This is a genomic window from Paenibacillus sp. CAU 1782 (assembly GCF_054551715.1).
In genome coordinates, this window is sequence record NZ_JBTOLL010000001.1 from 1,647,189 (window position 1) to 1,673,481 (window position 26,293).

22 protein-coding genes are annotated in these 26,293 nt (G+C 50.4%); 5 read left to right on the forward strand and 17 right to left on the reverse strand.

Annotation, left to right across the window (positions count from 1 at the left end; all coding sequences use genetic code 11):
- Positions 1-2 precede the first annotated feature (2 nt).
- The 4 genes from ruvX to ACX93W_RS07915 all read right to left on the reverse strand — a co-directional run bounded on the left by ruvX (position 3) and on the right by ACX93W_RS07915 (position 4,803).
- The gene (gene ruvX / locus ACX93W_RS07900) at positions 3-419 is read right to left on the reverse strand and encodes a Holliday junction resolvase RuvX (RefSeq protein WP_459391747.1); all 417 of its coding nucleotides are present in this window, start codon (positions 417-419) and stop codon (positions 3-5) included.
- Positions 420-433: 14 nt separating this feature from the next.
- Positions 434-703 carry an IreB family regulatory phosphoprotein gene (locus tag ACX93W_RS07905; protein WP_459391748.1) on the reverse strand — a complete coding sequence of 90 codons (270 nt, stop codon included), beginning with the start codon at positions 701-703 and terminating at the stop codon, positions 434-436.
- A 54-nt stretch (positions 704-757) separates the two neighbouring features.
- Positions 758-3,391 carry an alanine--tRNA ligase gene (gene alaS / locus ACX93W_RS07910; RefSeq protein WP_459391749.1) on the reverse strand — a complete coding sequence of 878 codons (2,634 nt, stop codon included), beginning with the start codon at positions 3,389-3,391 and terminating at the stop codon, positions 758-760.
- Between the two features lie 341 nt (positions 3,392-3,732).
- Positions 3,733-4,803 (reverse strand): AI-2E family transporter, encoded by a 1,071-nt coding sequence (locus ACX93W_RS07915; protein ID WP_459391750.1) that lies wholly within the window; start codon positions 4,801-4,803, stop codon positions 3,733-3,735.
- A gap of 325 nt (positions 4,804-5,128) precedes the next feature.
- Here ACX93W_RS07915 and ACX93W_RS07920 point away from each other — a divergent pair, with 325 nt between their 5' ends.
- Complete coding sequence (locus tag ACX93W_RS07920) at positions 5,129-7,123, forward strand: acyltransferase family protein (RefSeq protein ID WP_459391751.1); 1,995 nt, start codon at positions 5,129-5,131, stop codon at positions 7,121-7,123.
- 72 nt (positions 7,124-7,195) lie between these two features.
- On the opposite strand, the gene nspC is transcribed toward ACX93W_RS07920, so the two are convergent.
- Entirely contained in the window at positions 7,196-8,323 is a 1,128-nt protein-coding gene (nspC, locus tag ACX93W_RS07925) for a carboxynorspermidine decarboxylase (protein WP_459391752.1), read from the reverse strand.
- 1 nt (position 8,324) lies between these two features.
- Positions 8,325-9,563 (reverse strand): saccharopine dehydrogenase family protein, encoded by a 1,239-nt coding sequence (locus ACX93W_RS07930; protein ID WP_459391753.1) that lies wholly within the window; start codon positions 9,561-9,563, stop codon positions 8,325-8,327.
- Positions 9,564-10,310: 747 nt separating this feature from the next.
- Here ACX93W_RS07930 and ACX93W_RS07935 point away from each other — a divergent pair.
- Positions 10,311-11,855 carry a copper amine oxidase N-terminal domain-containing protein gene (locus ACX93W_RS07935; protein ID WP_459391754.1) on the forward strand — a complete coding sequence of 515 codons (1,545 nt, stop codon included), beginning with the start codon at positions 10,311-10,313 and terminating at the stop codon, positions 11,853-11,855.
- 115 nt (positions 11,856-11,970) lie between these two features.
- On the opposite strand, the gene ACX93W_RS07940 is transcribed toward ACX93W_RS07935, so the two are convergent.
- The 4 genes from ACX93W_RS07940 to cymR are packed head-to-tail and all read right to left on the reverse strand — an operon-like array spanning position 11,971 to position 14,333.
- The gene (locus ACX93W_RS07940; protein ID WP_459391755.1) at positions 11,971-12,180 is read right to left on the reverse strand and encodes a hypothetical protein; all 210 of its coding nucleotides are present in this window, start codon (positions 12,178-12,180) and stop codon (positions 11,971-11,973) included.
- Positions 12,181-12,192: 12 nt separating this feature from the next.
- Positions 12,193-12,729: a PRC-barrel domain-containing protein gene (locus ACX93W_RS07945; RefSeq protein WP_459391756.1), complete on the reverse strand. Its 537-nt coding sequence runs from the start codon at positions 12,727-12,729 to the stop codon at positions 12,193-12,195.
- Between the two features lie 14 nt (positions 12,730-12,743).
- Positions 12,744-13,901, reverse strand: coding sequence for a cysteine desulfurase family protein (locus ACX93W_RS07950; protein WP_459391757.1), 1,158 nt, complete (start codon positions 13,899-13,901; stop codon positions 12,744-12,746).
- A gap of 12 nt (positions 13,902-13,913) precedes the next feature.
- A complete protein-coding gene (gene cymR / locus ACX93W_RS07955) occupies positions 13,914-14,333 on the reverse strand; it encodes a cysteine metabolism transcriptional regulator CymR (RefSeq protein WP_459391758.1) in 420 nt (139 codons plus the stop codon).
- A gap of 153 nt (positions 14,334-14,486) precedes the next feature.
- On the opposite strand from cymR, the gene mnmA reads away from it, so the two are divergent.
- Positions 14,487-15,614: a tRNA 2-thiouridine(34) synthase MnmA gene (mnmA, locus tag ACX93W_RS07960; protein ID WP_459391759.1), complete on the forward strand. Its 1,128-nt coding sequence runs from the start codon at positions 14,487-14,489 to the stop codon at positions 15,612-15,614.
- A 24-nt stretch (positions 15,615-15,638) separates the two neighbouring features.
- Here the strand turns inward: mnmA and ACX93W_RS07965 are convergent, their stop codons facing one another.
- On the reverse strand, positions 15,639-17,048 hold the full coding sequence (locus tag ACX93W_RS07965) for a hemolysin family protein (protein WP_459391760.1): 1,410 nt from the start codon (positions 17,046-17,048) through the stop codon (positions 15,639-15,641).
- Between the two features lie 283 nt (positions 17,049-17,331).
- Here ACX93W_RS07965 and ACX93W_RS07970 point away from each other — a divergent pair, with 283 nt between their 5' ends.
- Both ACX93W_RS07970 and ACX93W_RS07975 read left to right on the forward strand, forming a co-directional pair.
- Positions 17,332-17,952: a copper resistance CopC family protein gene (locus ACX93W_RS07970; protein ID WP_459391761.1), complete on the forward strand. Its 621-nt coding sequence runs from the start codon at positions 17,332-17,334 to the stop codon at positions 17,950-17,952.
- Positions 17,949-19,037 (forward strand): copper resistance D family protein, encoded by a 1,089-nt coding sequence (locus tag ACX93W_RS07975; protein ID WP_459391762.1) that lies wholly within the window; start codon positions 17,949-17,951, stop codon positions 19,035-19,037. The genes ACX93W_RS07970 and ACX93W_RS07975 overlap by 4 nt, the downstream gene beginning before the upstream one ends.
- A gap of 237 nt (positions 19,038-19,274) precedes the next feature.
- On the opposite strand, the gene ACX93W_RS07980 is transcribed toward ACX93W_RS07975, so the two are convergent.
- The 6 genes from ACX93W_RS07980 to dtd form a co-directional block, all read right to left on the reverse strand.
- Positions 19,275-20,588, reverse strand: a complete 1,314-nt coding sequence (locus tag ACX93W_RS07980) for a replication-associated recombination protein A (RefSeq protein WP_459391763.1) — start codon at positions 20,586-20,588, stop codon at positions 19,275-19,277.
- A gap of 352 nt (positions 20,589-20,940) precedes the next feature.
- Positions 20,941-21,702 (reverse strand): tRNA threonylcarbamoyladenosine dehydratase, encoded by a 762-nt coding sequence (locus tag ACX93W_RS07985; RefSeq protein ID WP_459391764.1) that lies wholly within the window; start codon positions 21,700-21,702, stop codon positions 20,941-20,943.
- 20 nt (positions 21,703-21,722) lie between these two features.
- Positions 21,723-23,537, reverse strand: a complete 1,815-nt coding sequence (aspS, locus tag ACX93W_RS07990) for an aspartate--tRNA ligase (protein WP_459391765.1) — start codon at positions 23,535-23,537, stop codon at positions 21,723-21,725.
- A 107-nt stretch (positions 23,538-23,644) separates the two neighbouring features.
- Positions 23,645-24,901: a histidine--tRNA ligase gene (gene hisS / locus ACX93W_RS07995; protein ID WP_459391766.1), complete on the reverse strand. Its 1,257-nt coding sequence runs from the start codon at positions 24,899-24,901 to the stop codon at positions 23,645-23,647.
- A gap of 642 nt (positions 24,902-25,543) precedes the next feature.
- Positions 25,544-25,705, reverse strand: coding sequence for a hypothetical protein (locus tag ACX93W_RS08000; RefSeq protein ID WP_459391767.1), 162 nt, complete (start codon positions 25,703-25,705; stop codon positions 25,544-25,546).
- Positions 25,706-25,842: 137 nt separating this feature from the next.
- On the reverse strand, positions 25,843-26,286 hold the full coding sequence (gene dtd, locus ACX93W_RS08005; RefSeq protein WP_459391768.1) for a D-aminoacyl-tRNA deacylase: 444 nt from the start codon (positions 26,284-26,286) through the stop codon (positions 25,843-25,845).
- Between the last annotated feature and the right edge of the window lie 7 nt (positions 26,287-26,293).

Genomic DNA, 26,293 nt, shown 5'->3' on the forward strand with positions numbered 1-26,293 from the left:
CCTCACCTTTTCGTTTTAGAGTCGAGAAAATTTTGCAAGATCAGCGTTGCCGCCATCTTGTCGATCACTTGCTTTCGCTTCCTCCGGCTGACATCCGCTTCCAGCAGCGTCCGCTCTGCAGCAACCGTCGTCAGCCTTTCATCCCAAAGGTGAACAGGTATACCCAGCCTCTGTCCGAGCTGTTCGGCAAAGGCTATGCTAATTTCGCCACGCGGGCCTACGGAGCCGTTCATATTTTTTGGAAGGCCAACGACAACCTCGGATACTTCGTGCTCCTTCGCAAGTTCCGCCAAAGCATCGAATTCACCTTCGTCGCGCCTTCGCTCAACAACCGTCAATCCTTGGGCTGTCCAGCGAAAAGCATCGCTGACAGCAACACCGATATTACGGTCGCCGTAATCCAGTCCCATTACCCTCATCCCTTGCCCGGCTCCTAACGTCGTTCATTGTTGTGCTTCAGGTAAAACCGGACCAGTTCCTCAATCAATTCGTCCCGTTCTTTCTTGCGAATCAAGCTTCGGGCGTTGTTGTGCCGCGGAATATACGCGGGGTCGCCGGACAGCAAATACCCAACGATCTGGTTGATTGGATTGTAGTCTTTCTCCAGCAGTGCTTCGTGCACCTTCAGAAGAATGTCCCCGGAAGAAGCTTCCTCCCCCTCCGCCTTCACGTTAAACTTCATTGTTTGGTCCATGGAACTCATCAACAGCACCTCACTTTCCAAAAACCGTCTTAAAAGTTGTATGGCTTGAATCTACTATATCACATTCGCACCTGCGATAACCAGTTCTTCCGCAAGTTTCAAGGCTTCGTCAAGTTTAGAAACATCCTTGCCTCCGGCTTGAGCCATATCAGGGCGTCCGCCACCGTTTCCGCCGCATTTTTGAGCGGCTTCTTTAATAATTTTGCCGGCGTGCAGGCCTTTCTTGACCAGATCGGCCGAAACGGCCGCCGCCAGATTAACCTTATCGTCCTGAACGGCGCCAAGCACGATAACGCTAGAAGGCAGCTTCGGACGCAGCTCGTCCACAATGTTGCGCAGCGCATCCATGGACGGCGCGTTTACGCGGGCGCACAGAATCGAAATTTCTCCAACCTTGATTGCTTGAGTTTCCAGCGAGCCTGCTTCGATATGGCTCAGCTTTGCTTGCAGCGACTCATTCTCGCGAGCCGACTCGCGAAGTTGGGCGTTCAAGGCTTCAATCCGCTTCGGCACATCATTAACGCCCGATTTCAGCAATGCAGCCGCTTGCTTCAGCAGTTCTCCTTGCTGTTCAAAGAAAGTATAAGCATGTTTGCCCGTTACGGCCTCAATACGTCGAACGCCGGAGCCGATTCCGCTTTCGCCAAGCAGCTTGATCAAGCCGATTTGCGAAGTGTTGCCGACATGGCAGCCGCCGCAAAGTTCCAGGCTGTAATCGCCTACCTGCACTACGCGCACCACATCGCCGTATTTTTCGCCGAACAGCGCCATTGCGCCCATCGCTTTGGCTTCATTCAGCGACTTGCTGGATATGACAACATCTATGCCCAGCCAGATTTGCTGATTAACCTTAAGCTCGATTGCCGCCAATTCCTCCTGCGTAATGCTGCCGAAGTGGGAGAAGTCGAAACGCAGGCGCTCGGCTTCAACAAGCGATCCCGCCTGATTAACATGCTCGCCCAGCGTTTCTTTAAGCGCTTTGTGCAGCAAATGCGTCGCCGTATGGTTTTTAATGATATCCTCGCGCAGCGAGCGATTAACCACAGCGCTGACTGCCGCTCCCGAAACTGCAGTGCCGGAAACAACAATCGCATGATGCAAGCTTTGGCCATGCGGAGCTTTGGTCACGTCCTCGACCTGAAGGACAAAACCTTCGCCCGAAATGGTGCCTTTGTCGCCGATTTGTCCGCCGCTTTCGGCATAGAAAGGCGTACGGTCCAGCAGCAGCGCTACGCGGCTGCCCTCTCCGGCAATATCGCTCAGCTCTTCATCCAGCAGCATAGCGATAATTTTGGATTCAGTTACCAATTCATTATAGCCAACAAACTCGCTTTTATCCGTAATTTCAGCCAGTGGCCCGCCCTGCACCTTCATGCTGCCTGAGTCCTGACGCGCTTCGCGGGCCCGCTTGACCTGCTCTTCCATCGAGGCGTCGAATCCATCGCGATCGACAGTCATGCCATGCTCCAAAGCAAAATCCTCAGTCAGGTCGAATGGGAAACCAAAGGTGTCGTACAGCTTGAAAGCGTCGGCACCGGCAATGATTGCTTTGTTTTCCGACTTCGCGTTTTTGACCAGCTCGGAAAGAAGGACAAGACCCTCGGACAAGGTCTTGTGGAAGCTCTCCTCCTCCGTACGGATAACACGCTCGATAAACTCTTGTTTTTCAACCACTTCAGGGTAATAAACACCCATTACTTCGCCAACAACCGGAGTCAGCTCGTACAGGAACGGGCGGTCGATGCCAAGCTTCTTGCCGTAGCGCACCGCGCGGCGCAGCAAACGGCGAATAATGTAATTGCGTCCAGCGTTTCCTGGCAACACACCGTCGCCTACAGCAAACGCAACCGTCCGGATGTGGTCCGCGATTACTTTTAAAGCAACATCGGCATCTTCATTAGCCTTATACGTCACGCCGGCAATGTCGCAGGTACGGTCGATGATCGGACGGAACAGGTCGGTGTCGAAGTTGGAATCCACATCTTGCAGAATGGATGCAAAACGCTCCAGTCCAGCGCCCGTATCGATGTTTTTGTTAGGAAGCGGCGTGTAGCTGCCGTCCTTATTATGGTTGAATTGCGAAAATACGAGGTTCCATACTTCCAGGAAACGTTCGTTTTCGCCGCCCGGCCAGCATTCCGGATCGGACAAATCACCGTATTTTTCACCGCGATCGTAGAAGATTTCGGTACAAGGTCCGCATGGGCCTTCGCCGATATCCCAGAAGTTTTCATCCAGCTTATATATGCGCTCTTCCGGCAGGCCGATTATTTCATTCCAGTATTTGAATGCTTCTTCATCCTCAGGGTAAACCGTAACGGACAGGCGCTCGGGATCAAAGCCGATCCATTTCTTATCCGTCAGAAATTCCCATGCCCATGCAATAACCTCTTCTTTGAAATAATCGCCGATAGAGAAGTTGCCCAGCATTTCAAAAAAGGTATGGTGACGGCGAGTTTTTCCGACATTTTCGATATCGTTGGTACGAATGCATTTTTGCGAATTGGCAATCCGCGGATTTTCAGGAACGACGCGTCCGTCAAAATAAGGCTTCAGCGGCGCCATGCCGGCGTTGATCCACAGCAGGGACGGATCATTGTGAGGCACCAGCGATGCGCTTGGTTCGATTTTGTGGCCTTTGCTTTCAAAAAACGCCAGCCATTTGGATCTGATTTCACTTGCTTTCATTTTTAATTCCCCCCTGATTAAATTAAGGCATAAAAAAAGCCCCTGTCAAAGACAGGGACGAAAAGATTCGCGGTACCACCCTGGTTATTCCGCGCTATTGATCGCAGAATCGCCTTCTTGGAGGATAACGGGTCCAGCCGGTGAAGTTCGTTCACACTCCGAAAAGAGCTTTCGGCCATTCTTCATCATAAACGCTCTCTCAACCAACGCAGGAAGACCATGGACACGGCTTCCGCGCAGAAGCGTTTTCTCTGTCTGTTGGGCAATGGCTTACTTCATTTCGTCAACGTTTTTACCTTTATTGCATATAGTCAAAATTATAGCCACAGCCGCGAAAGCTGTCAAATGATCTTTCTGCGGACGTAATACGCAAACATATGCTGGATGATGACCTTGCACGCCGCAAAAATCGGAACGGCAAGAATCATGCCGGGAATACCCGCAATCTCCCCTCCCGCCAACAGGGCGAAAATAATAAGGAGCGGATGCAGATGAAGCGTTCGTCCAACAACCTGGGGCGATATGACATTGCCCTCCAGGATCTGGCACAGCGTGTTGACGACCGCCACCAGAATCATCATTTTCAGCGATATGGTGGAGGCCATAAGCAGCGCCGGCGCTGCGCCGAAAAACGGCCCCAGATAAGGAATGATGTTGGTAATCGCCACAATGCTGGCCAACAGCAGCGCATAAGGCATGCCGATAATGAGATAACCGCAATACGCCAGAACGCCAACGATGAGGCACACCAGAAACTGTCCCCGGATATAGCTGCCTAACGCATGGTCGATATCCTTCAGCAGCCTGACTGTATTTTTGCGGTGCGACCTCGGCACATAAGTGATGACGGCCCGCTCGAACACTTCAAAGTCTTTTAATATGTAGAAAGCCAAAAACGGAATGATAAAAGCAATGAAAACAGCGTTTAGCACAGCGCCGATATTATTGACAAATCCAAGCAGCGCTTCCGAAGCCGATTTTTCGATGCCAATCAGCATTTTGCTCACCCCGTCGCGGAAGCTGCCGGGAAGAAACGACGTGTTGTTAATGTCCGTCACGATACTTTGGGCGCGCATGGACAGCTCCGGCAAATGGCGGTTAAGCTCCTGCATTTGGCCCACCAGCATAGGAATCAAATTCAGCAGCAAAACGGTAATGACGGCGCAAAACACCGCATAGATCAGCAGCACAGCGATGGTCCGCGGCACCCGCCTCTCATGCAGCAGTGAAACAATGGGATTCAGCACGTAAGAAATAATCATGGCAATTACAAATGGTCCCAGCACGGCCTTCAAAAAAGCGTATACCGTCACAATCAACGGTTTTAGCAGCAATAGAAAATAAATGGCGATAAGGCCAAGAATCAAGTATACCAGCCATACAAAAAGCCGGTTTCCCGTAAAACGCTCCACACTGTCACCCCCTGAACCCTCTTCCGCGCTGTCTGCCGATTTGCGGCATCAACTCCGGGCGCGACGGCATTTAACCAGTATTCGCGAATCCCCCGCGCGGCAAACATAGTTCAGTATATGTACAAGTTGGCGTAATCATCCATCCCCCCATTGCGCCAGCTTGCCGCCAATCTGGAAACGATTATATAAGAAAATCACAACCGCTTTGTCCTCCTTCGGGTCGGCAAAGCGGTTGTTCTTTAGGACATATAGCAGGAAACCGTCGCTTTTTGGCGAATTGGTTGTATGTCAATGTGCAAAATTTATCAGAATTGGGTGAGCCGCAGTGAGTTCAAGCAGTTCCGGCGATTTAAAGGCCGGCATCAAAAAATTCCGCCCCGAATTGGAAGGCGTTCGGGCGGTAGCCGCAATGCTAGTGGCTGTTTATCACATCTGGGTTGGTTCCGTTTCGGGCGGCGTAGATGTCTTTTTTATTGTTTCGGGCTATTTAATTACAACATCTCTTTTATCAAAAATGGAGAAAGAGGGGCACATTCGTTTTTTTGAATATCTATTAGGATTAGGCAAACGATTATTTCCAAATGCATTTATCATCCTTTTATTTGTTACGCTTGCTTCGTTTTTTGTTCTGCCTCAAGTGCAATGGAGACAAATTATTTCGGAAGTGTTTTCATCCGCTTCTTATTTTCAGAACTGGAACCTTGCACTGGATGCTGTCGATTACCTGGCCCAACATAATGAAGCAAGCCCGCTGCAGCATTTTTGGGCTTTATCCATTCAAGGCCAGTTTTATGTCGTTTGGCCCCTTGTTATTTATACTTCCTTTATTATGGCGGTCAAATGGCTCAAAACGCCTCCGCGCAAAACATTATTAGCTGTATTGTTGACTATTTTTGCCGCATCGATCACTTATTCGATTTACATAACTTCTATCAATCAGCCCTGGGCCTATTTCGATACATTCGCGCGTGTCTGGGAGTTTAGTTTGGGCGGCATTGTCGCGCTGCTGCTGCCTTATGTGACTCTGCGCAAACCGATCGGCACCACATTGGGGTGGATCGGCCTTTGCATCATTGCGCTAACCGGCATCATTTTGCCAGTGTCCACCGTGTTCCCGGGTTATGCGGCGCTGCTTCCCATTTCGGGTGTGATGTTTATCATTATTTCAGCTGAAAACAGCTCTGGATTTGGAGTCGTGCGACTTTTGGGCTCCAAGCCGTTTTTGTTTTTCGGCAGTATTTCATATGCCTTCTATCTATGGCATTGGCCGCTCCTGCTCTTTTATTTGGTCTATTTCAGGAAAGATGACGTTTCGATACCGGCGGGAATCAGCATTCTTTTGCTAACGTTTGTTCTATCCTTATTTACGACCCGAATTGTGGAATCGCCTATTCGAAATCTATCCATTCGCCAATCCAACACAAAACTCGTATTTCTATTGGCTGCGTTTGCGCTTCCGGTTATTCTTGCAAACCTCTCTTGGAGCATGTATGCCGACCGCTCGCAAGAACAGGCAGCAGTTCAGTCCGTTTTTCAGCAGCAATCGGATGATGAAGGCGATCCCGCTTCATCTTCGTTATCTGCCTCCTTGGCCGATATTCAGACAATGCCGACCTTTTACAAGGATGTCTGTTACGTCGGCATGAAAAGCAGCGGCATGAAGATGTGCTCCTACGGTGAAACAAACAACCCGGACTTCATCATCGCTCTTGTCGGCGGGTCGCGCGCGGGACACTGGTTTCCTGCTCTGGAGCAGTTTGCTGAAGAATCCAAGCTAAGAATCGATGTATACAATAAAGATGCTTGCAGGTTCACGACTGATGATTTTGGCGGGAGGTTATCCGATACCTGCATGGAATGGAATGAGCTTGCGGCGGAAGCGATGCTTGAAAATCCTCCCGATGTGCTAATGACTACGGCCAACGTCGATCGCGAAGACTCCATACCGGATGGTTACGTTGATATGTGGAAAAAATTCGAGGGGATCACAACGATTTTTGCCGTGAGAGACACGCCGTCCATGCCTAAGGACGTGCCTTCCTGCGTTGAAATGTACAGCGGGGATGATTGCTCCGTGCCAAGAGACGAGGTTTTATCGGCTGATCTTCCTTGGGCAAATACAGAGGGATTGCCCGATAACGTCTACTTTGCAGATATGACTGATTACCTCTGTGACGATCAGACCTGTCAGGCTGTCATTGACAATGTGGTCGTCTATCGCGACAAATTTCATCTAAGCACGCAATTTGCCGCTACGTTGGCGGAACCTCTTAAAGAAGAACTTTTTCGTGTGATTGAAACCATACGAAGCTTCAACTAAAAATAGCGACTTATGCAAAAAAAGCCCCTTGCAGATGGAAATTGTGTTTTCCTTCTGCAAGGGGCTGTTCGATTAGGCCAATCTTTCTTTAAAATCGCTGTAGCCGAATTGGCGAATAATTTCGCAATCGCCGCTTTTTCTTTGGATCGCGATGGCAGGCAGAGGCATGCCATTAAACGTGTTAGTTTTTACCATGGAATAAATCGCCATGTCGCCGAATACCAGACGGTCGCCGCACTGGAGCGGCTTGTCGAAGGAGTAATCCCCGATTACGTCGCCTGACAGGCAAGTTTGACCGCCCAGACGGTAAGTGTAAGGCTTTTCTCCCGGCTCGCCGGAGCCGTAGAGCGGCGGTCGATAAGGCATTTCCAGCACGTCTGGCATGTGGCACGTTGCGGACGTATCCAGGATGGCGATATCAATGCCGTTTTTGTGCAGGTCCAGCACGGATGTTACGAAGTAGCCGGCATTCAGCGCAACGGCTTCGCCAGGCTCCAGATAGACGGCCAGACCATATTTATCTTGCATGCGCTTGATGCAAGTTTCCAATCTCGGAATATCGTAATCTTCGCGCGTAATATGATGACCGCCGCCAAAATTAATCCATTCCATTTGCGGCAGCCATTGTCCAAACTTCTCTTCTACGGCGTTTAACGTCGTTTCCAGATCGTCAGAATTTTGCTGGCACAGCGTATGGAAGTGAAGTCCGGTTACGCCGTCCAGAAGTTCCGGACGGAAATCTTCGCTTTTGGTGCCGAATCGGGAGCCAGGGGAGCACGGATCGTAAATCTCGTGCCCATCCTGCGTGGAACATTCCGGATTAATGCGCAGACCGACTTTTCTACCTGCATTCAGCGCTTTTTCTTTGAATTTCTCCAGCTGCGAAAAGGAGTTGAAAATAATGTGATCGCAGATGGAAATAATTTCGTCTATCTCATCCTGACGGTAGGCGGGAGCAAAGACGTGGTTTTCTTTGCCCATTGCCTCATAGCTTAGACGGGCCTCGTACAGCCCGCTTGCGGTTGCTCCGCTCAAGTATTGACCGATCAACGGATACATTGCCGTCATGGAAAAGGCTTTTTGCGCCAAAACGATTTTTGCACCGGTACGCGTCATAACGCCGTTCAGGATTTTTAGGTTTTTTTCAATAAGCTCCTCGTCAACAACAAAACACGGCGTCGGAAGTTCCTCAAATTTCATCTTAACGAACAAGCTCCGATTCTTTTACTTCTACAGGCAGTTCGTCTACGAGAACCGGGTTGAAATCCTCTACCCATGGCAGGCCCCATTTGTTCAGCTCTTCCATGAACGGGTCTGGATTGAACTCTTCCACGTTGTAAACGCCTGGTTTGTTCCATTTGCCTGTCAGAATCATTGCTGCTCCGATCATGGCCGGTACGCCAGTCGTGTACGAGATCGCCTGGGAACCTACTTCTTTATAGCACTCTTGGTGGTCGCATACATTGTAGACGTAATACGTCTTGTCTTGACCGTCTTTTTTGCCTTTGAAAATGCAGCCGATGTTTGTTTTGCCCACTGTGCGCGGTCCAAGGGAAGCCGGGTCAGGCAAAACAGCTTTCAGGAATTGAAGCGGAATGATTTGTTGGCCTTCGAATTCGATTGGCTCGATGGAAGTCATGCCCACGTTCTCAAGAGCTTTAAGGTGCATCAGGTAGCTTTGGCCAAAGGTCATGAAGAAACGGATGCGTTTCAGGCCAGGCATGTTTTTTGCAAGCGACTCAAGCTCTTCATGGTACAGCAGGTACATGTCTTTTTGGCCAACTTCCGCAAAGTTGTATTCGCGTTTGATTTCCATTGGCTTGGTTTCGATCCACTCGCCTTTTTCCCAGTATCTGCCGTTAGCGGATACTTCGCGAATGTTGATCTCAGGGTTGAAGTTGGTTGCGAACGGGTAGCCATGGTCGCCGCCGTTGCAGTCCAGAATGTCGATATATTCAATTTCGTCAAAATAGTGCTTCAGCGCGTAAGCGGAAAATACGCCTGTTACGCCTGGGTCAAAGCCGCTGCCCAGCAGCGCCGTAATGCCGGCTTGCTCGAAGCGCTCTTTGTAATCCCATTGCCAGCTGTATTCGAATTTTGCCGTATCCTTCGGCTCGTAGTTTGCTGTATCCATGTAATGCGTTTTGGTCGCCAGGCAAGCGTCCATGATCGTCAGATCCTGATAAGGAAGCGCCAGGTTCATGACAAGATCCGGTTTTACTTCGTTGATCAAAGCGATCAGCTCGTCAACATTGTCGGCATCGACTTGAGCCGTCGTGATTTTTGTTTTGCCGCCGTCAAGCTTTGCTTTCAGGTCGTCGCATTTGGACTTGGTACGGCTTGCGATGCAGATTTCCTCGAACACTTCGCTGTTTTGAACACATTTATGAATCGCTACGGATGCGACGCCGCCGGCGCCAATGACTAGTACTTTTCCCATGGTTTCATTCTCCTGACTTTGGTTGGATTTTTTCAATTTTTTCATCCCGTGCCGCGTGCACCGTAATTTTCGCAACAAAAAAACAAGTGCAAAATGGCATATTCGCGCATCACACTTGCTTTGATATACAATATTAAAAAGCTCACAATTCCATAATCAAAAGAACATGAAGGTCCCTTTGACGGAAAGCTTCTCACTGTATATCAATATTGGGATCAGAGTCTATATAGCAAATAATTCGCCTTTACCACTCTTATTGACCGTTTCACAAGTTGATGTGCAGATGCACTGGTTGTAAAGTAACCAACTTATAAAATTTGAGCTTTTAACTCAATCAATAAGGCAACTAAAGTTGCCAATCGGCATTTGACCCGGCTGTCCGTATGGCCTTAACGTCCTTGTGGGAGTGGTCAAAGTTATTTGCTGGAAAGATCCATCTCATATTGATATATCGGCTTTCCAAAATCACAGGTTTTACAATAACAGACGTACACGAAAAATACAAGACCCTTTTTTGATTTTTGTCATATTAATTTATTGTAAAGGAAAAAACGGCATTACCCAAACGCTGATGACAGCACTCATGACGCCCCAAATCCTGCGCCATTGCGGTCATTCTTTAATCGAAGGCTCCTGCTTTGCGGATTCTCCTACCATTGTACTCCCAACGCCAAAACGCAACTTTCACTCCTGGGAATCGTCTTTATAAGAAGTTAGATATTTCTATTTTTTCAGGAGTGATCCAAGTTGAAGACAACGACTCACGGCCGTTTTATCCCAAAAGGCGCTGCCGTTCTGGCCAAAAGCTTGCTCGCGGCATCCATTGCCTTTGGAGGCTCTGCCTCGCTTATTGTCCCCGCTTCCTATGCCGCCGAGGTCGCAACGAAGCTGGAAAACGCCAAGCTTGCCAATGGAAACGATGCTCTCGCGCGGGCCAAAAAATACGGCCTGATCCCCGAGGATGCCAAAATTGTGTCGAACGCTCCCGAAGCAGGCGGAGACAATTGGTCGATCCATTATCTTTATTCAAATGGCAGCGGTAATGTTCAAGAAGGAACTGTCCAACTTCGGTCATCCGACGGCGAGCTGATTGCTCTTAAGGAAAGCCTTAATGCAGACAGCGTTAGCGGGGATCTCATGGCTCCCCCATCACACACTTCAAACGAAAAGGTCAGTTACGCTCAAGCCATTGATATCGCTATTCAATATGCGGAACAGCAAAGCTGGCCTTTTGACCATCAGCAATGGATGGACACCGTCATTCAGGAATCGGAATATTCCCTCCGCTGGGTGAACAGGGATTTACATACCGTCCCCCTACATCGCGCATACCAGAACGGACGAACACCCGACAAATTGTATGTCTGGATTAACCGCATGAATGGCGACGTCGCTGGCCATGAGCTAACCTGGACGAAAACCAATTATAGTATCCCGCAAAATTTGGGTACTATTCAGGAAGCGGAGGCAAGACTGTTCGAGAAGTTCCAACCTATTTTGAGCTGGACTGAAGATAGCAATAAGCGGCTGGTTTATGCCTTCAGCGGCATCAGCGAAACGACGACCCAAACTACAACGGGCATTGACGACTCCCCTGATTACAGCGTCAAACTGGCAAAAATGAGATTATTGTCCCTATACGATGTGGAAATGGTGTTCAGACCGGATGGCAAGGGCAACGCCACGGCCGAATACACTTTTGTCCCTAAGCAAGGAATTCCCGTTTTTTATACAGGCTCAGGTCCGTTTATTGACGCCAATACCGGCGAATGGGTCGATTATTTGGGCAACCCCGAGACAAGGGCTATGCCTCCCGCAAGTCCATGGCTCATTGATCAAGTCGTGCCGGTTGGCAAAACCGGCTACAAGGCCGCTATCGTCTGGAACAATCAGTTGCTTGATTTGACCAATCAACCCATTATCGAAAACGAAAATACGCTTGTCCCGTTCCGCGAATTATTAACGAAGCTCGGCGCTAGAATTGCCTGGGATCCCGTGAACCGTGTCGTTACAGCAAGCAAAGACGGAGGTGAAATCAAGCTGACTATTGGTTCAGAGACAGCTCTTGTTAACGGCAAGGGACAAAAATTAGGCACGCCAGCAGTCATTCGCAACGGCTTTACGTATATCCCGGCGCGAATCGTGCTTGAAACGTTTGGAGCAAAGGTTGGGTGGAATAGCGATTCCAGGCTCGTGTTGGTGGAAACCGAAGCTTCCCTTCCTAAACTAAGCGCTGCCGAACTGAAGCAGCTCCGGTTTAATGCCCATCTGAACTGGGCAGAGAAGCATTGACTTAGTCTTGTATGTCAGCCATTATACGAAGACTCAAAAACCCCCTCTAGCTCGCTATCGCGAATCAGAGAGGGTTTTCTGTAAATGGTTAAATAACGTTAATTAACAAGTCAATTTAAGTTAAATGACTGTGAGTTTCCGTATGAGCGATTTCATCGTCAAAGAACAGATCGTCAAGCGAGCTTAACGTGCCGTCTTCTTCAACCTGGTATACCGACATTTTTTCCCCGTTTACCGTCAACTCAATAAAGCAGCCCCAGCAATAAAATTGATGGGAACCAATCTTTCCGATATCTTTTGAGTTGCAATTTGGACATCTCATCATATACATGTCTCCCTATCCCTTGAAATTGGAAGCTGCGACAGGCTCCAATTCCGCTTCACTGACAGCAGGAACAATAATCGCGTCTTCCCCGAGCAATACGTCATCCGGATCACTCGGCGACTTCAGCCACTTCCGCCCCTCCATCAGATCCGAAACAAAACCGTCAGTAAGCTCATAGCCTACTATTTGTGTACCCTGAAACGGGAAAAAATAAACATCGCTTACGGCTCCAAGCTGAACGCCATGCACCGTTATAACCGGCAGATCCTTCAGCTTGACGATTCCGGAATAAAATGCGCGCTTGACCTGCTTAGGCTTCATCACCTTAACTGCGCCTTCTCCGGATATAATAACGGAGTCCTCGCCGCAGGTTAAAATATCGCTCCATTCCACTGCCCTGACTTTAAACGCAAACCATCTGGCAAATTCCAGTATAAGTCCGTTCAACCGCCAATGCTCGTCAAACCAGGCATCCTTCACCGTCCCGACGCATTTGCCGGAATGGATGGCCAGAACGGGCAGTCCGATCAACTGTTGAAGTTTGATCACTTTGGAGGGACCTCCTATCGTTGCTTGGACAGGCGGCCCGCAATTTCAATAACGATTTGCGCCGCTTGCTCCAGTTCCTCCAAAGTATTCCCCAATCCAAAGCTAAATCTTACTGCAGAATCCAGTCTTTCGTCAGAAACCCCCATTGCCTTCAGCACATGCGACTTTTCGAGAGAGCCCGACGTACAGGCAGAGCCGCTTGCAGCCGCTATTCCCGCCATATCCAGATTCATCAGCATGCTTTCGGTCGGTATGCCGATAAAACTAATATTGACAATATGAGGCAGATGCAAATCCGGATGGCCGTTGACAACAACCCCCGAGGGGCCTATTCCCTCTGTAAGCATCTCTATCCATCTCATACGAAGTTTGTCCATAAAAGGTTTCTTATTTTCAATTTCGTTCACAGAAATGTCAATTGCTTTTGCAAAACCTACAATTCCTGCTACGTTTTCGGTTCCCGCCCGGCGTTTTCTTTCCTGCAAGCCGCCATGCTGCAGAGGGTCCAGGTGAACCCCCGAAGAGACATAGAGCGCTCCAACGCCTTGCGGCCCATTGATTTTGTGAGCAGAGAAGCTCATCAAATCAACAGGCATACGGTTTAAGGAATAAGGAATCCAGCCCAAGGTCTGAACCGCGTCAACATGGAATACCGCGCCCGATGCGGAAACCAGTTCTCCGATTTCTTCAATGCGCTGTAACGAGCCGACTTCGTTGTTGCCATGCATAATGCTGACAAGCGCGGTTTTCGAAGTCAATGCTTCTTTCAGCTTATCAAGCTCTACCAAGCCGAACTCGTCAACAGGCAATATCGTAAGCTCAAAACCTTCTTCGTCGCGAAGCCACTGACAGGTATGCAGCACAGCATGATGCTCCGCAGCAGAAGTAATCAGATGGCTGTGGCCGCGCTTGCGCTGCGCCCGGGCAGCGCCGATCAACGCGGTGTTGTCGCTTTCCGTCCCTCCGGACGTGAACATCAGTTCGCTTGATTTACAGCCAAGGGCTGCCGAAACAGTATCCCGCGCAGCGGTAATCCTGCTTCTTGCAGCCCGTCCGAAGGCATGCGTGCTGGAGCCGTTGCCGCCCGGCCCCTGCATCACTTCAAGCATAGCTTTGGCAACCTCTGGATGCATCGGCGTTGTCGCCGAATGGTCAAAATAATATCTTCTCATCGCTGTCGCCGCCTAGATATAGAACATGTAGGAATCTTTTTGTTCTTCTTCCTTGTAAGCAATCAAGCTTTCAAGCGTAGTTGTGTCAAGCACTTCCGCGATGCTATCGCGAATGCGAAGCCACAGATTACGCTTTGCCGGATCGTCTTCCTCCGTAAAATCAACAGGGGAAATCGGCCCTTCCAAAATGCGAATGATATCTCCGGATGTAATTTGCGCAGGATCCTTCGACAAAATATAGCCGCCGTATGCGCCGCGAATGCTTTTTACAAGTCCCGCGTTGCGAAGCGGAGCAACCAGTTGCTCCAGGTAATGCTCGGACAAGCTGTTTCTTTCTGCAATGCTTTTAAGCGATATTGGTCCTTCGCCAAATTTGGCTGCAAGCTCCATCATAATTGTGAGGCCGTAACGGCCTTTCGTCGATATTTTCAAAGTAGCACCTCTCTCTATTTCTCTGTATTCCCATTATCTTTATATGTTAACATACACCAGACGTTCCGTGTGCAAAAAAGGTTGTCATTTCATGAAAAAGTTTCGCATCTATGATACAATAAATCTGTTTTAATCAACAAGGCGGTGATGGAAATGAGCAAAAGCATAGCGGAAACAAGAGTCGTGGTCGGCATGTCCGGCGGAGTGGACTCCTCGGTTGCGGCGCTGCTGCTGAAGCAGCAAGGCTATGATGTAATCGGGATATTTATGAAAAACTGGGATGACACCGATGAATTCGGACATTGCACAGCGGAGGAAGATTCCGAGGATGTGCGGCGCGTTTGCGACAAAATCGGCATTCCTTATTATACGGTAAATTTTGAACGCCAATATTTTGACAAGGTGTTCACCTATTTCCTGGATGAATACAAGCGCGGCAGAACGCCCAATCCAGACGTCATGTGCAATCGCGAGATCAAATTCGGCGACTTTCTGAACAAGGCGCTGGAGCTAAATGCGGATTATTTGGCCACTGGCCACTACGCAAGAGTGGAGCGCGCGGCTGACGGCACGGTCAAGCTCTTGAGAGGCGTGGACTCCGGCAAAGACCAAACCTACTTCCTGAGCGCTCTAAGCCAGGAGCAATTGCAGAAAGCCATGTTCCCCATCGGCCATCTGCCCAAGTCGGAAGTACGCCGCATTGCGGAGGAAGCTGGACTGCATACCGCCAAGAAGAAAGACAGCACGGGCGTATGCTTTATCGGCGAACGGAATTTCAAGCAATTTTTGAGCGGGTATTTGCCCGCGCAGCCAGGAGATATGATCGATATCGCCAGCGGAGAGAAAAAAGGACGCCATGACGGTCTTATGTATTATACATTGGGCCAACGCCAAGGGCTTGGCATTGGCGGATCCGGCACAGGCTCAGGCGAGCCATGGTTTGTAGCGGATAAGGATCTGGAGAAAAACATCCTGTATGTCGTTCAGGGAGAACGCCATTCCAGTCTTTATTCACAAAGCCTGTCGGCTTCAGGCCTAAACTGGATTGTGCCGCGCCAGGATGCCAAACCGCTGTCCTGTACAGCCAAGTTCCGTTACCGGCAGCCGGATCAGGAAGTCGAAGTGATCATGGAGGATGACGGAACCGCGCATATCGTTTTCGCCAACCCCCAAAAAGCCATTACCCCGGGACAAGCAGTTGTGTTGTACAATGGCGAAGAATGCCTTGGAGGCGGAACGATAGACATCGTGCACAAAGCAAGCGCCGAGCCTGTATTATAAATATCTGCCATCGAGCAAAGAGACTCATTCCGAACGTAAAAGACCTCGGGTGGGTCTTTTTTGCGCTTGGCCCGGCTGGTCATCATTCTCCCGCAAAGCGGCAGCCTCCTGATTGACGGCATTCCCATGTTTTGCGACCGCGATTCGAGAAATTCTCAAATGTTTGGTTTCAAGGATTTGAATGTGATAATCCCGCTGCAAAATAAGACTTTGCATGGGCATGGGCGGTGACGGCAGCTGATGATACAGCCACCCTCCCACCGTCTCGAATTCATCGCTTGGAATTTGCATTCCGAAAAAGCTGTTGACCTCTTCAATCAGCATCAAGCCGCTGATGGAGTATTGTCCATTTTCCATTTTGACAATGTCGGGAAGCCCGGAATCGAATTCATCCTGAATATCCCCAACGATCTCCTCCATAATATCCTCCAAAGTCACAAGCCCCGACGTTCCGCCGTATTCATCAATTAAAATCGCGATTTGGCTCCTTTTCTTCTGCATCAGCCCCATTAAAGAGCTAATGGGTATACCCTCGGGCACCGTCGTAACCGGCCGGATCATCGACTTCATACTGTCGGTTGGCTGCAGGCTATCCTTTAACAGGTCTTTGATATGCACAAATCCGATGATGTTATCCTTATCGTTTTCGCAGACGGGGTAACGGGTACGCATATATTGAATGGCAATCGCCTTGTTTGCTTTAAGAGACAATCCAGCCTTCAGGCATATCATTTCGGTGCGGGGAATCATGATTTCACGTGCCGTTTTTTCGTTAAAGCTAAAAATATTATCCATCATCGCCGCAAGCTCAGTGCCTTCCATAAGGCCGATCCGGCGGCTTTCCTCCAGCATGCTGCGCAGATTGACTTCCGGACTCGCCGCTTTGTCTCCCCGGGAGAAATTAAAGCCAAAAACACGCAGCAATCCATTGCGTAAGCCCAGCAGCAACGCCACAATCGGCGAAAGCATTGCCATAGCGCCATACATGGGCAAGGCGGTAAATCGGAGTACGGTTTCAGAACGATGCAGCTCCGCCAGCTTGAGACCAAGCCCCCCGACTGCGAGCAGAAGAAAAGCGGCCAAACCAAACGAAGCCACATGAGCTAAAGGCATGGCCCATGCCTCTCGAACGCCACCCAGACCAATCAGCCAAGGCGTTAGGAATCTGCCGGCGATTGTTGACGCCAATAAGCCCATGCCCAAGCAGGCAAAGGAAACGCATAGTTGGCAAAGAGCGATATACCGTTCCTGATTGGCCGCCATCATTCGAGCCAGCCTGATTCTCAAACTTTCCCCGTCCCGTCGCTCCCCTCCCTCGACCATTCCCGTACGCGCCTTTGCCAAAGACAGTTGTACAGCCGCAAAAAAAGCATTGATGCCTGCCAGCGCAAACGCCAGCGCCGTCATCCAGCCCGCAGAAGCCCATTCCCCCAACTTATGTCCGCCAAGTTTGCCAATTATGCGATGCCTGCAAATCCGGTTCCAATGTGCAGGATTAGCTGAAATTCCTCAAGCTGCAGCAACCTTGGCGTACCTCCCTCCACAATGTGATGCCAGCCTTACCCATTTTTATTCGCGAGGGCCCATCCAAGATTCATGAATTGTTCAATTCTGTTGGCGTTAAAGAAGGCAATCGGAAAGCAGCCCGCCCTAACTTTTGGTATAATGCTAGAGATGGAACTGTAATAAATATCACAACGCAATACAGGAGGATTTTATGATGAAACGTGTTTTACCGCTTATTCTGGTTTTTCTTCTACTGCTTCCGGGAGCTGCATTGGCCCACTCTCGTCTGGATCAATCGGTTCCTGCCGCAGACGCTGTACTGGACAGCTCCCCGCCTGCCATCGAGATGACCTTTAATACGAAAATCGAAAAATTAAGCAACTTCAAGCTCAGCAACGAAAATGGCGATCAGGTTGAAACCGAACGCGCCCAGGTAGACAACGACACCATGACGGGCAAGGTTTTGCAGCCGCTGGACAATGGCACCTACACCGTCCAATGGACGATCATCGGCGCTGACGGCCATACCGTAGACGGCGCATTTGCTTTTACGGTTAATGCCCCGGTGCAGGAAGAAACAGCAGCTCCGGAAGCCACCCCGTCGAGCGAACCTTCGGCAGAACCTTCTTTGGAGCCGTCTCCGGAGCCAGAGCATACATCTGCTGAAGGTGGCGGAGCAACAACAGGAAACGGAGCTTCGACATCGGACGAAAATTCCGGAACCACAGCTTCGAATGAAAAAAGCTCAACGACAAACATCATCATCTTTGCTGTCATCGGAGTTGCAGTCGGTGTAGTTGTTGCTTTGTTGCTGAGGAGACGTAAATCATGATTTATATCAGCGAGGCTTTGCTCTACATCAGCTTCGCACTGTTGACGGGAACGCTGGCGCTCCGACTCGTGCCGGCAAAAAACAAGCCGCTCATTGAGACGCCTACCTGGCTTCTTCCGGTTTGCGCCCTTTTGATTCCCGTTATGTCTTTTGTTCCGATTCATGAACTCGCTCTGCGCTTTTCAACCGAATTTGGTCTTTCGTACATGGAAATGCTGCGGAGCATACTGGTTGACGTCAACACGGGCAAAGCCTGGATTTGGACTCTGCTAGGCTCCCTTGGTCTGATGATCCTTTTGTCTTTGAAAGCTTTTCGGGAAGACAAGCATATGCCAAAGGTCGCCTTGTTTATTCTGTTTCTGCTCATTGTCTGGTTGGGCTATGCCGGTCATGCCTCATCCCTGAGCGCCTTCAAGGGACTTGTTGTGCACAGCGCCCATTTTCTCGGCTTCAGCGTTTGGATCGGCATTTTGTTCGTAGCCGGCTGGTTTTCGAAAAACGATGATAATTGGGCAGCCTTTCTGAAATGGTTTTCGCCGGTTGCCATCATATGCGTTTTGCTGACCCTAATCGCCGGCTTTACCTTGATGAGCTTTACAACGCCGGAGTATGTAAACTCCTGGATGCTGCCTTACGGTCAAATGCTACTGATCAAACATTTGCTTATTTTGCCTCTGCTGCTGTTTGCCTTTACCAACGGCTTCCTTTACAAGCGGAAAGCGGCAACGGAAAGCGGCTTTAAACCTCGTCCATGGCTTAAGGCGGAAGGCTTTATCGCTTTGCTGGTGCTGGCCGCAACCGCATCGCTTGGACAGCAGGCTCCGCCGCATAACGTGAAGGAAACGCTGCAATACGAAGCTCCTTCAGCATGGTTTACCAGCCTATTCCGTGGTTCCTTTAGCCCAGATGTAAGCCTTTCTTTTACATGGACGCTAGAAGGCCTGCTCATGTTTGCCGCAGCTTTGCTTATGGCTGGCGGCGTTATCTGGTGCCATCGCTCCAGCAGACCATGGATAGCCCTGTCCATGGGCGTGTTATGCGCCGTGTTTGCCTACCTGGGAGCTATGTTCAGCCTCTCGGCTTAACGAGGCTTTGAGGCGCGCACGGGTACCGGAGCCGCTTACACCGTCAAAACAACAAAACGGCGTTTCGCATCTTGCTTCCCGCAAGGTGTGAAACGCCGTTTTTGACTAGATATCCGGACAACGATGACTCCAGATGACTCCGGTTTAGAAACCCGGAAACAATTGCAGACGCAAGTAGACATCTGTAGGAATCCGCAAACATCGGTGGTTCCAGCGATTTGTACCGGTGCAGAGACATTAGCGCAAACGCCGCTCCTGGTTTTGCTTGATTTTGTCCTCCATGCCTTGTGCGGTTGCTTTATAAAACGTCATATTGCGGAAAGTATCCGGCAAATATTGCTGTTTTACATAGTGGTTGGGGAAATCATGCGGGTATTGATAACCTTCGTGCCCCAAGCTGGTGGCTCCCTTATAGTGGGTATCGCGCAGATGAAGCGGCACTTCTGCGTTTCCGTTGCGCTCGATCGCCGACATGACATTGCCGATCGCTATGGCGGTTGCATTGGATTTTGGGCTTTCCACCGCAAACAATATCGCCTGGGCGATGTTGTATTTGGCTTCCGGCCAACCGATTTTGTGATAAGCATCCATCGCGGTGACGGCTTGAACCATCGCTTGCGGATTAGCCAGCCCGATATCCTCGCTGCAGGCGACGATAAGGCGCCGGATAAAGGTCATGGGGTCCATGCCAAGCTTTTCCACCGCATAGAGAAACCAATACAAGGCGGCGTCGCTGGAGCCTCTGACGCTTTTGTGAAAGGCCGACAAGACATCGTATTGAGTGGATTGATCGGCGCGTATGCTTGGCTTACGAACGGATTCCTGGGCCACCTCAAGCGTAATGCGGACGGAGCCGTCCAACTCGGAAGGCGTTGTAACTGCCGCAAGCTCCAGCGCATTGAGCGCCCGCCTGATATCGCCTCCCGCCATCGACGCGATGTGATCAAGCGCCTCCTCGTCGGCTTGCAGCGTCATAAAACCTAATCCGCGCCCTGCATCCTCCAACGCTCTTTTCATGGACTCCAGAGCATGTCTTTTCTCCAGCGCTTCCAGTTGAAACAGCGTGGAACGAGACAGCAACGCCCCATTCACATGGTGGAAAGGGTTTTCGGTCGTAGCCCCGATAAAAATGATGATGCCTTGTTCAACGGCGGGCAGGAGCGCATCCTGTCTTGACGTATTGAAACGATGCACCTCGTCCAAAAATAAAATGGTTTTTTTCCCGTACAACGTTTTGTTGCTGCGTGCCCTGTCGATCACCTCGCGCACGTCCTTGACGGAGGCATCTACCGCATTCAGCTTGACGAAATCGCCTTCCGTGCGTTTGGAAATAATGTGAGCCAACGTGGTTTTGCCGCAACCCGGCGGGCCGTACAGCAGTATGGAGGAAACCTGATCCCCCTCTATCGCCCTTCGCAGCAGCTTTCCCTCGCCGACGATATGCTCTTGTCCGATATATTCATCCAGCGTTTGCGGGCGCATTCGGTCGGCCAGCAGCCTGGCCCTCGGCGCATGTTCCGCCTGCTCTTCCTGATAGCTAAACAAATCCATTACATGCTCAATCCTTTGCCGCTTAGTTCAACTTAATAGAATCATAGCATATCCGCACAAGCGTTCGCCAGCGCAAACACGAACAGACTATTTCATCAAGATGTCAGTAAGCTAAAGTCAGCTTCACTCCTTCTTTTCTTTACAACCATCTGTATACTTTGCCCTTCACTACTTTTATGCCATTCATCTCCGCCCAATCCCTCAACTCCTTGATTTGAGCTTCATTATTGCCTTTAAATTTAAAATGCAGCTTTGATGAAACGAGTTTCTCTCCAACCCTTATGTTCATTATGAAAAAAGCAACCTCCATCACCACACGCTAATGCGGGAATAGAGGTTGCTTATGACGAGTTTATTGCTCTGCATCCGTGCTTATCGTCTCAAGAAGATCCTTTACGACTACACTGACCATGATCAACCCCGCAACGGGCGGCACAAACGAGTTGCTTGCTGGCGGCTGCTTCGCTTTGCGGATTTCCGGAGCGTTTTCCGGAACGATGCGTTGCGTTACATCCTCGCGCGGCTTAATTGGATCTTCATCCGAAAAGACAACCTTGACGCCTTTTTTGATCCCGTCCTTGCGCAGCTTGGTGCGTACGACGCGGGCAACCGGATCCGTATGCGTTTTTGAAATATCCGCAACTTTAAAGCGGGACGGATCCATTTTGTTAGCTGCGCCCATGCTGGAAATGATCGGAATTCCCCTGTTCAGGCATTCCTTGATGAGATGAACCTTGTAGATGATTGTATCCGACGCATCAACTACATAATCCAGCGGGTACTGGAAAATTTGCTCGTAGGTCTCTTCGGTGTAGAACATACGCAGCGACACGACGTCACATTCCGGATTGATCAGCTTGATCCGATCGCGCATTAAATCTGCTTTTGGCTGTCCCACCGTTGTAGTCAAAGCATGCACCTGGCGGTTGATGTTTGTAATATCCACAACATCTTTGTCAATCAAAATGATGCGGCCAATGCCGGTTCTGGCAAGCGCCTCCGCGGCAATACCGCCGACGCCTCCGATACCCAGCACTGCGACTGTACTGCCCTTCATCTTTTCCAAACCTTCAGGACCAATCGCAAGCTCTGTTCGTGAAAATTGATGCAGCATGTACTCTTCCGCCTCCTTGCTTATTTCTCGCCTTCAGCCGACGGCGCTGCCGCTGCGGCAGGTGCCGGTTTCGGCTTCAGCACGGTACGGATATGAAGCTGCTCAAGCTGCGACAGTTCAACTGTGGAAGGCGCATCGCAGAGCAGGTCTGTCGCGCTGGCTGTTTTCGGGAACGCGATCGTTTCGCGAAGGTTGGTGCGGCCGGCCAGAAGCATAACCAGACGGTCAAAACCAAACGCAATGCCGCCATGCGGAGGCGTGCCGTATTCAAACGCGTCCATGAGGTAACCGAATTTCTCATAAGCCAGCTCGTTCGAGAAACCAAGCGCCGCAAACATTTTTTCTTGAACGTCGCGCTTGTAAATCCGCATCGAACCGCCGCCAACTTCGTATCCGTTCAGCACCAGGTCATACGCCTGAGCTCTGATTTTACCTGGATCGGTGTCAAAATAATGCAGATCGTCTTCGTTCGGACGAGTGAACGGATGATGCTCCGCCACATATCGTTTTTCTTCTTCGTCCCAGCCCAGCAGCGGGAAGTCTACAACCCATGCGAATTTGAAGACGGAATCGTCGATAAGCTTCAGATCGCGGCCAAGCTTCAGGCGAAGGTTGCCGAGTACATCCGCAACTACTTTTGGCTTGTCAGCAGAGAAGGTCAGCAAATCGCCTTCTTCAACGCCCAGACGCTCCGTCAAAGCAGCAATTTCTTCTTCCTTCAGGAATTTAACGATCGGGCCGCGCCATTCGCCGTCCTTCACGGTAATCCAAGCCAAACCTTTGCCGCCGTAACGGGCCGCAAACGGTTGAAGATCGTCAAGCTCTTTGCGGCTCCAGCTTGCGCAGCCTTTAGCGTTCAGCGCTTTGACAACGCCGCCGCCCGCCGCAACGCTTGCAAACACTTTAACGTCGCTGCTGGATACAATATCGGTGATGTCTTCGATTTCCAGTCCAAAACGAAGATCCGGTTTGTCCGAGCCGTATTTGTTCATGGCATCCGCATAAGTGATGCGCTGGAACGGAAGCGCAAGCTCAACATTCGACGTTTCGCGAAGCAGCTTCGCAACGAGATCTTCCATCATGCCCAACAATTGATCCTGGGACAGGAATGATGTTTCGATGTCGACCTGCGTAAATTCCGGCTGGCGGTCAGCGCGCAAATCTTCGTCGCGGAAACAGCGTGCGATTTGATAATAACGCTCGATGCCGCCTACCATCAGCAGCTGCTTGAAAATTTGCGGCGATTGCGGCAGGGCAAAAAATTCGCCTTCGTGTACCCGGCTTGGCACCAAATAGTCGCGTGCGCCTTCAGGGGAGCTTTTGGTCAGAATTGGCGTTTCAACCTCCAGGAAACCTTCGCCATCCAGGAAATCGCGGAAAATTTTCGCCGCTTTGGAGCGAAGCAACAGCGTTTTCTGCATTTCTGGGCGACGCAGATCCAGGTAGCGGTACTTCAAACGAAGCGACTCATCCACTTCCACGCCGTCTTCGATTGGGAACGGAGGGGTTTTGGCCGCGTTCAGCACTTCGATTTCCGTTACGCGGATTTCGATTTCGCCAGTTGCAAGGTTAGCGTTGTACGTTTCAGGATCACGCTCGACTACATTGCCCTTAACGGCCAAAACAAACTCGTTGCGCGCACGGTCCGCGATAGCCAATGCATCGCCGGAAAAGTCAGGGTTAAATACGATTTGTACAATGCCCGTACGGTCGCGCAAATCGATAAACAATACGCCGCCAAGGTCGCGACGGCGCTGTACCCAGCCGTTCAGTGTTACTGTCTGTCCAACATCGGCTTTGGTTAACGTTCCGCAGCTATGTGTTTTCAACATCATGTTCTGTCATCTCCCATAGTTTAATTGATTTGTTGCGATCCCAATAATGCTTGATAATGCTTCTGCTTTGCATGATCCCTGCAGCTTTTTTGCTGTTGCTATCTCGACTACTTCAGCCCTTCCAGCAAAACTTCCGCTAGTGACGGGATTAGCACCGGCTTTTGCTCGCCAGTCGCCATTTCCTTCAGCGCAACAACGCCGGCGTTTAATTCATCATCGCCCAAAATCGCCGTGTAGCGGGCTTCAAGCCGGTCCGCCGACTTCAGCTGCGCCTTCATCTTGCGGCCGCCGTAATCGCGTTCAACCCTGATGCCGCGCCCCCTCAATTCATACACCAGCCTGGTCGCCTCGCGGTCAGCCGCTTCACCTAGCGCCACCACATAAACATCGAGGGTGTGCTTGCCGGGAACCTCGACATTTTGATGCTCCAGCAGCAGAATCGTCCGCTCCAGACCAAGTCCAAGGCCGACGCCAGGCTGCTCGGGGCCGCCGATGTCGGAGACAAGGCCATTGTAGCGCCCGCCGCCGCCGATTGTATCGATGGCGCCAATACCTTGGGCCTTGTATTCAAAGGCAGTGTGCGTGTAATAGTCCAGACCGCGAACCAGGCGAGGATTAATCGTATATGGAATACCCATATCCGACAGCCCTTGCTTGACTTTGTCGAAATGGACGCGGCATTCCTCGTCAAGGCTGTCCAGAATGGACGGAGCGCCCTCAAAATGCGCCTGGTCCACCTTGCAGTCCAGCACGCGAAGCGGATTGCGGTCCATGCGGGATTGGCAGTCCTTGCACAACAGGCTGCGCTTGGGCTCAAGAAAAGCCAGCAGAGCTTCGCGGAATGCAGCGCGTACCGAAGGCGTGCCTACGGAGTTGATCTCAACCGTAACGCCTTTCAGTCCGACCTCGCTGTAAAAAGAGTAACCCAACGCAATCACTTCCGCATCCAGAGATGGATCTGTGGAACCGATTGCTTCGATGCCAAATTGGTGAAATTGGCGATAGCGGCCTGCTTGGGCGCGCTCGTACCGAAACATGGGGCCGATGTAATACAGCTTGGAAACATCCGGCTCTCCGTAAAGCTTGTTTTCTACATAAGACCGGACAACACCGGCCGTTCCCTCTGGACGAAGCGTAATGCTGCGGTCGCCGCGGTCGGTGAACGTGTACATTTCCTTTTCGACAATATCCGTTGTTTCGCCAACGCCGCGCTGAAAAAGCTCGGTGGATTCAAAAATCGGCGTTCTGATTTCCCGAAAATTGTAACGACGGCATAACTGACGCGCCGTTTCTTCAACGAACTGCCATTTCTCTACCGATCCCGGCAAAATATCCTGCGTGCCTGGCGACTTTTGAAACTTCATGGTTAACCCCCCTTGTCAGACTTCCGATTTTTGCTACATACAAAAAAACTCCCGCCCCTGACGGCTTTAGCCGTAAGGGACGAGAGTTAAAATCTCCCGTGGTACCACCCGCATTCCGATAAGCGCCATACGTATAGCGCATCGCTTGAAGACGGTTAACGTCCGTCCATGCCGCGGAGAGCTACTGTGGGCTTCAACCTTGCTTAGACCAAAAATCGACTTTGTTTAATCAAAATCGACTTTGGCGAGGTTAAAAAATTGGCCTTCTCTGGCCAAAATATCTCCCTGTTCGCCAACCGTTCTCGGGGAGGTTCTTTCATTTAACCGGCATAAGAATGCTTGCAGCCTAAGGCATTCCTCTCTGGATATTCCGCGAAAAATTACTTTGTCCCGTCAACAAATCGGATATATGCATAATGATTTCATATTTTACCGACATCACGGTAAATTGTCAAGGCGAATGAATGTGGACAGAAAAAAGCCCGCATAACAATGCGGGCCCAAAAGTAAACTATATTTTAAAAAAGGGGGTCGAGGTTTATTATAGGCCTGATTTGTTAACAGGACATTAGAGAAACATTACAGTCATATTACAGTTTAGAAAGCGTTTTAATCGCCTTTAAATTGAGTTATCTCGCTCTGTTATTCCCGCCCGCTTTTGCGAGTTGTGCCGGGTTTGGACATTTCCCATTCCTCAGCCGTTTCCGCATCCGCCCGCATAAACGCCCGTGCCTCGCGGGCTCCCGGCTCCAGGAGCATACCGCTTAACCGCTGCCATTGTTGTTCCTTGCCCGATTGGCGCATTGTCCGTTCCCCCAATAAGTCGCATACTGAATTCGCTGATCTTATTGTTGCCAGGAACGGATTTTTTACCCCATCAAATTAGGATTGTTTTTCTGTATCCCTGAGTCGCCTTGCGTAGCGCAATAGAAAGGTTGCGCCTAAGCACCGCTTTCCACAATTAAAGTGACGGGGCCGTCGTTTACCAGTTCGACCTCCATCATTGCGCCAAAGCGGCCGCATTCCACGGACAGGTTGCATTTGCGCAAAGCCTCGTTAAATGCCTCGTACAACGCCTCCGCCTGCTCTGGACGTGCAGCACCCATAAAGTTGGGTCTTCGCCCTTTGCTGCAATCACCGTAAAGCGTAAATTGCGAAACGGACAAAATAGATCCGCCAACTTCTTTGATGTTCAGATTCATTTTGCCGTTTTCATCCTCAAAGATTCGCAGGACCGACAGCTTTTCCGCCATCCACAAAACATCTCGTTCCGTATCTTCGGGAGCGATTCCCACAAGCAGCACGAGGCCAAACGGAATGGAGCCCGTTACTTCGCCGTTGACGGTTACGCGAGCCGCCTTGCTTCTCTGCACGACTACCTTCATGTCAATC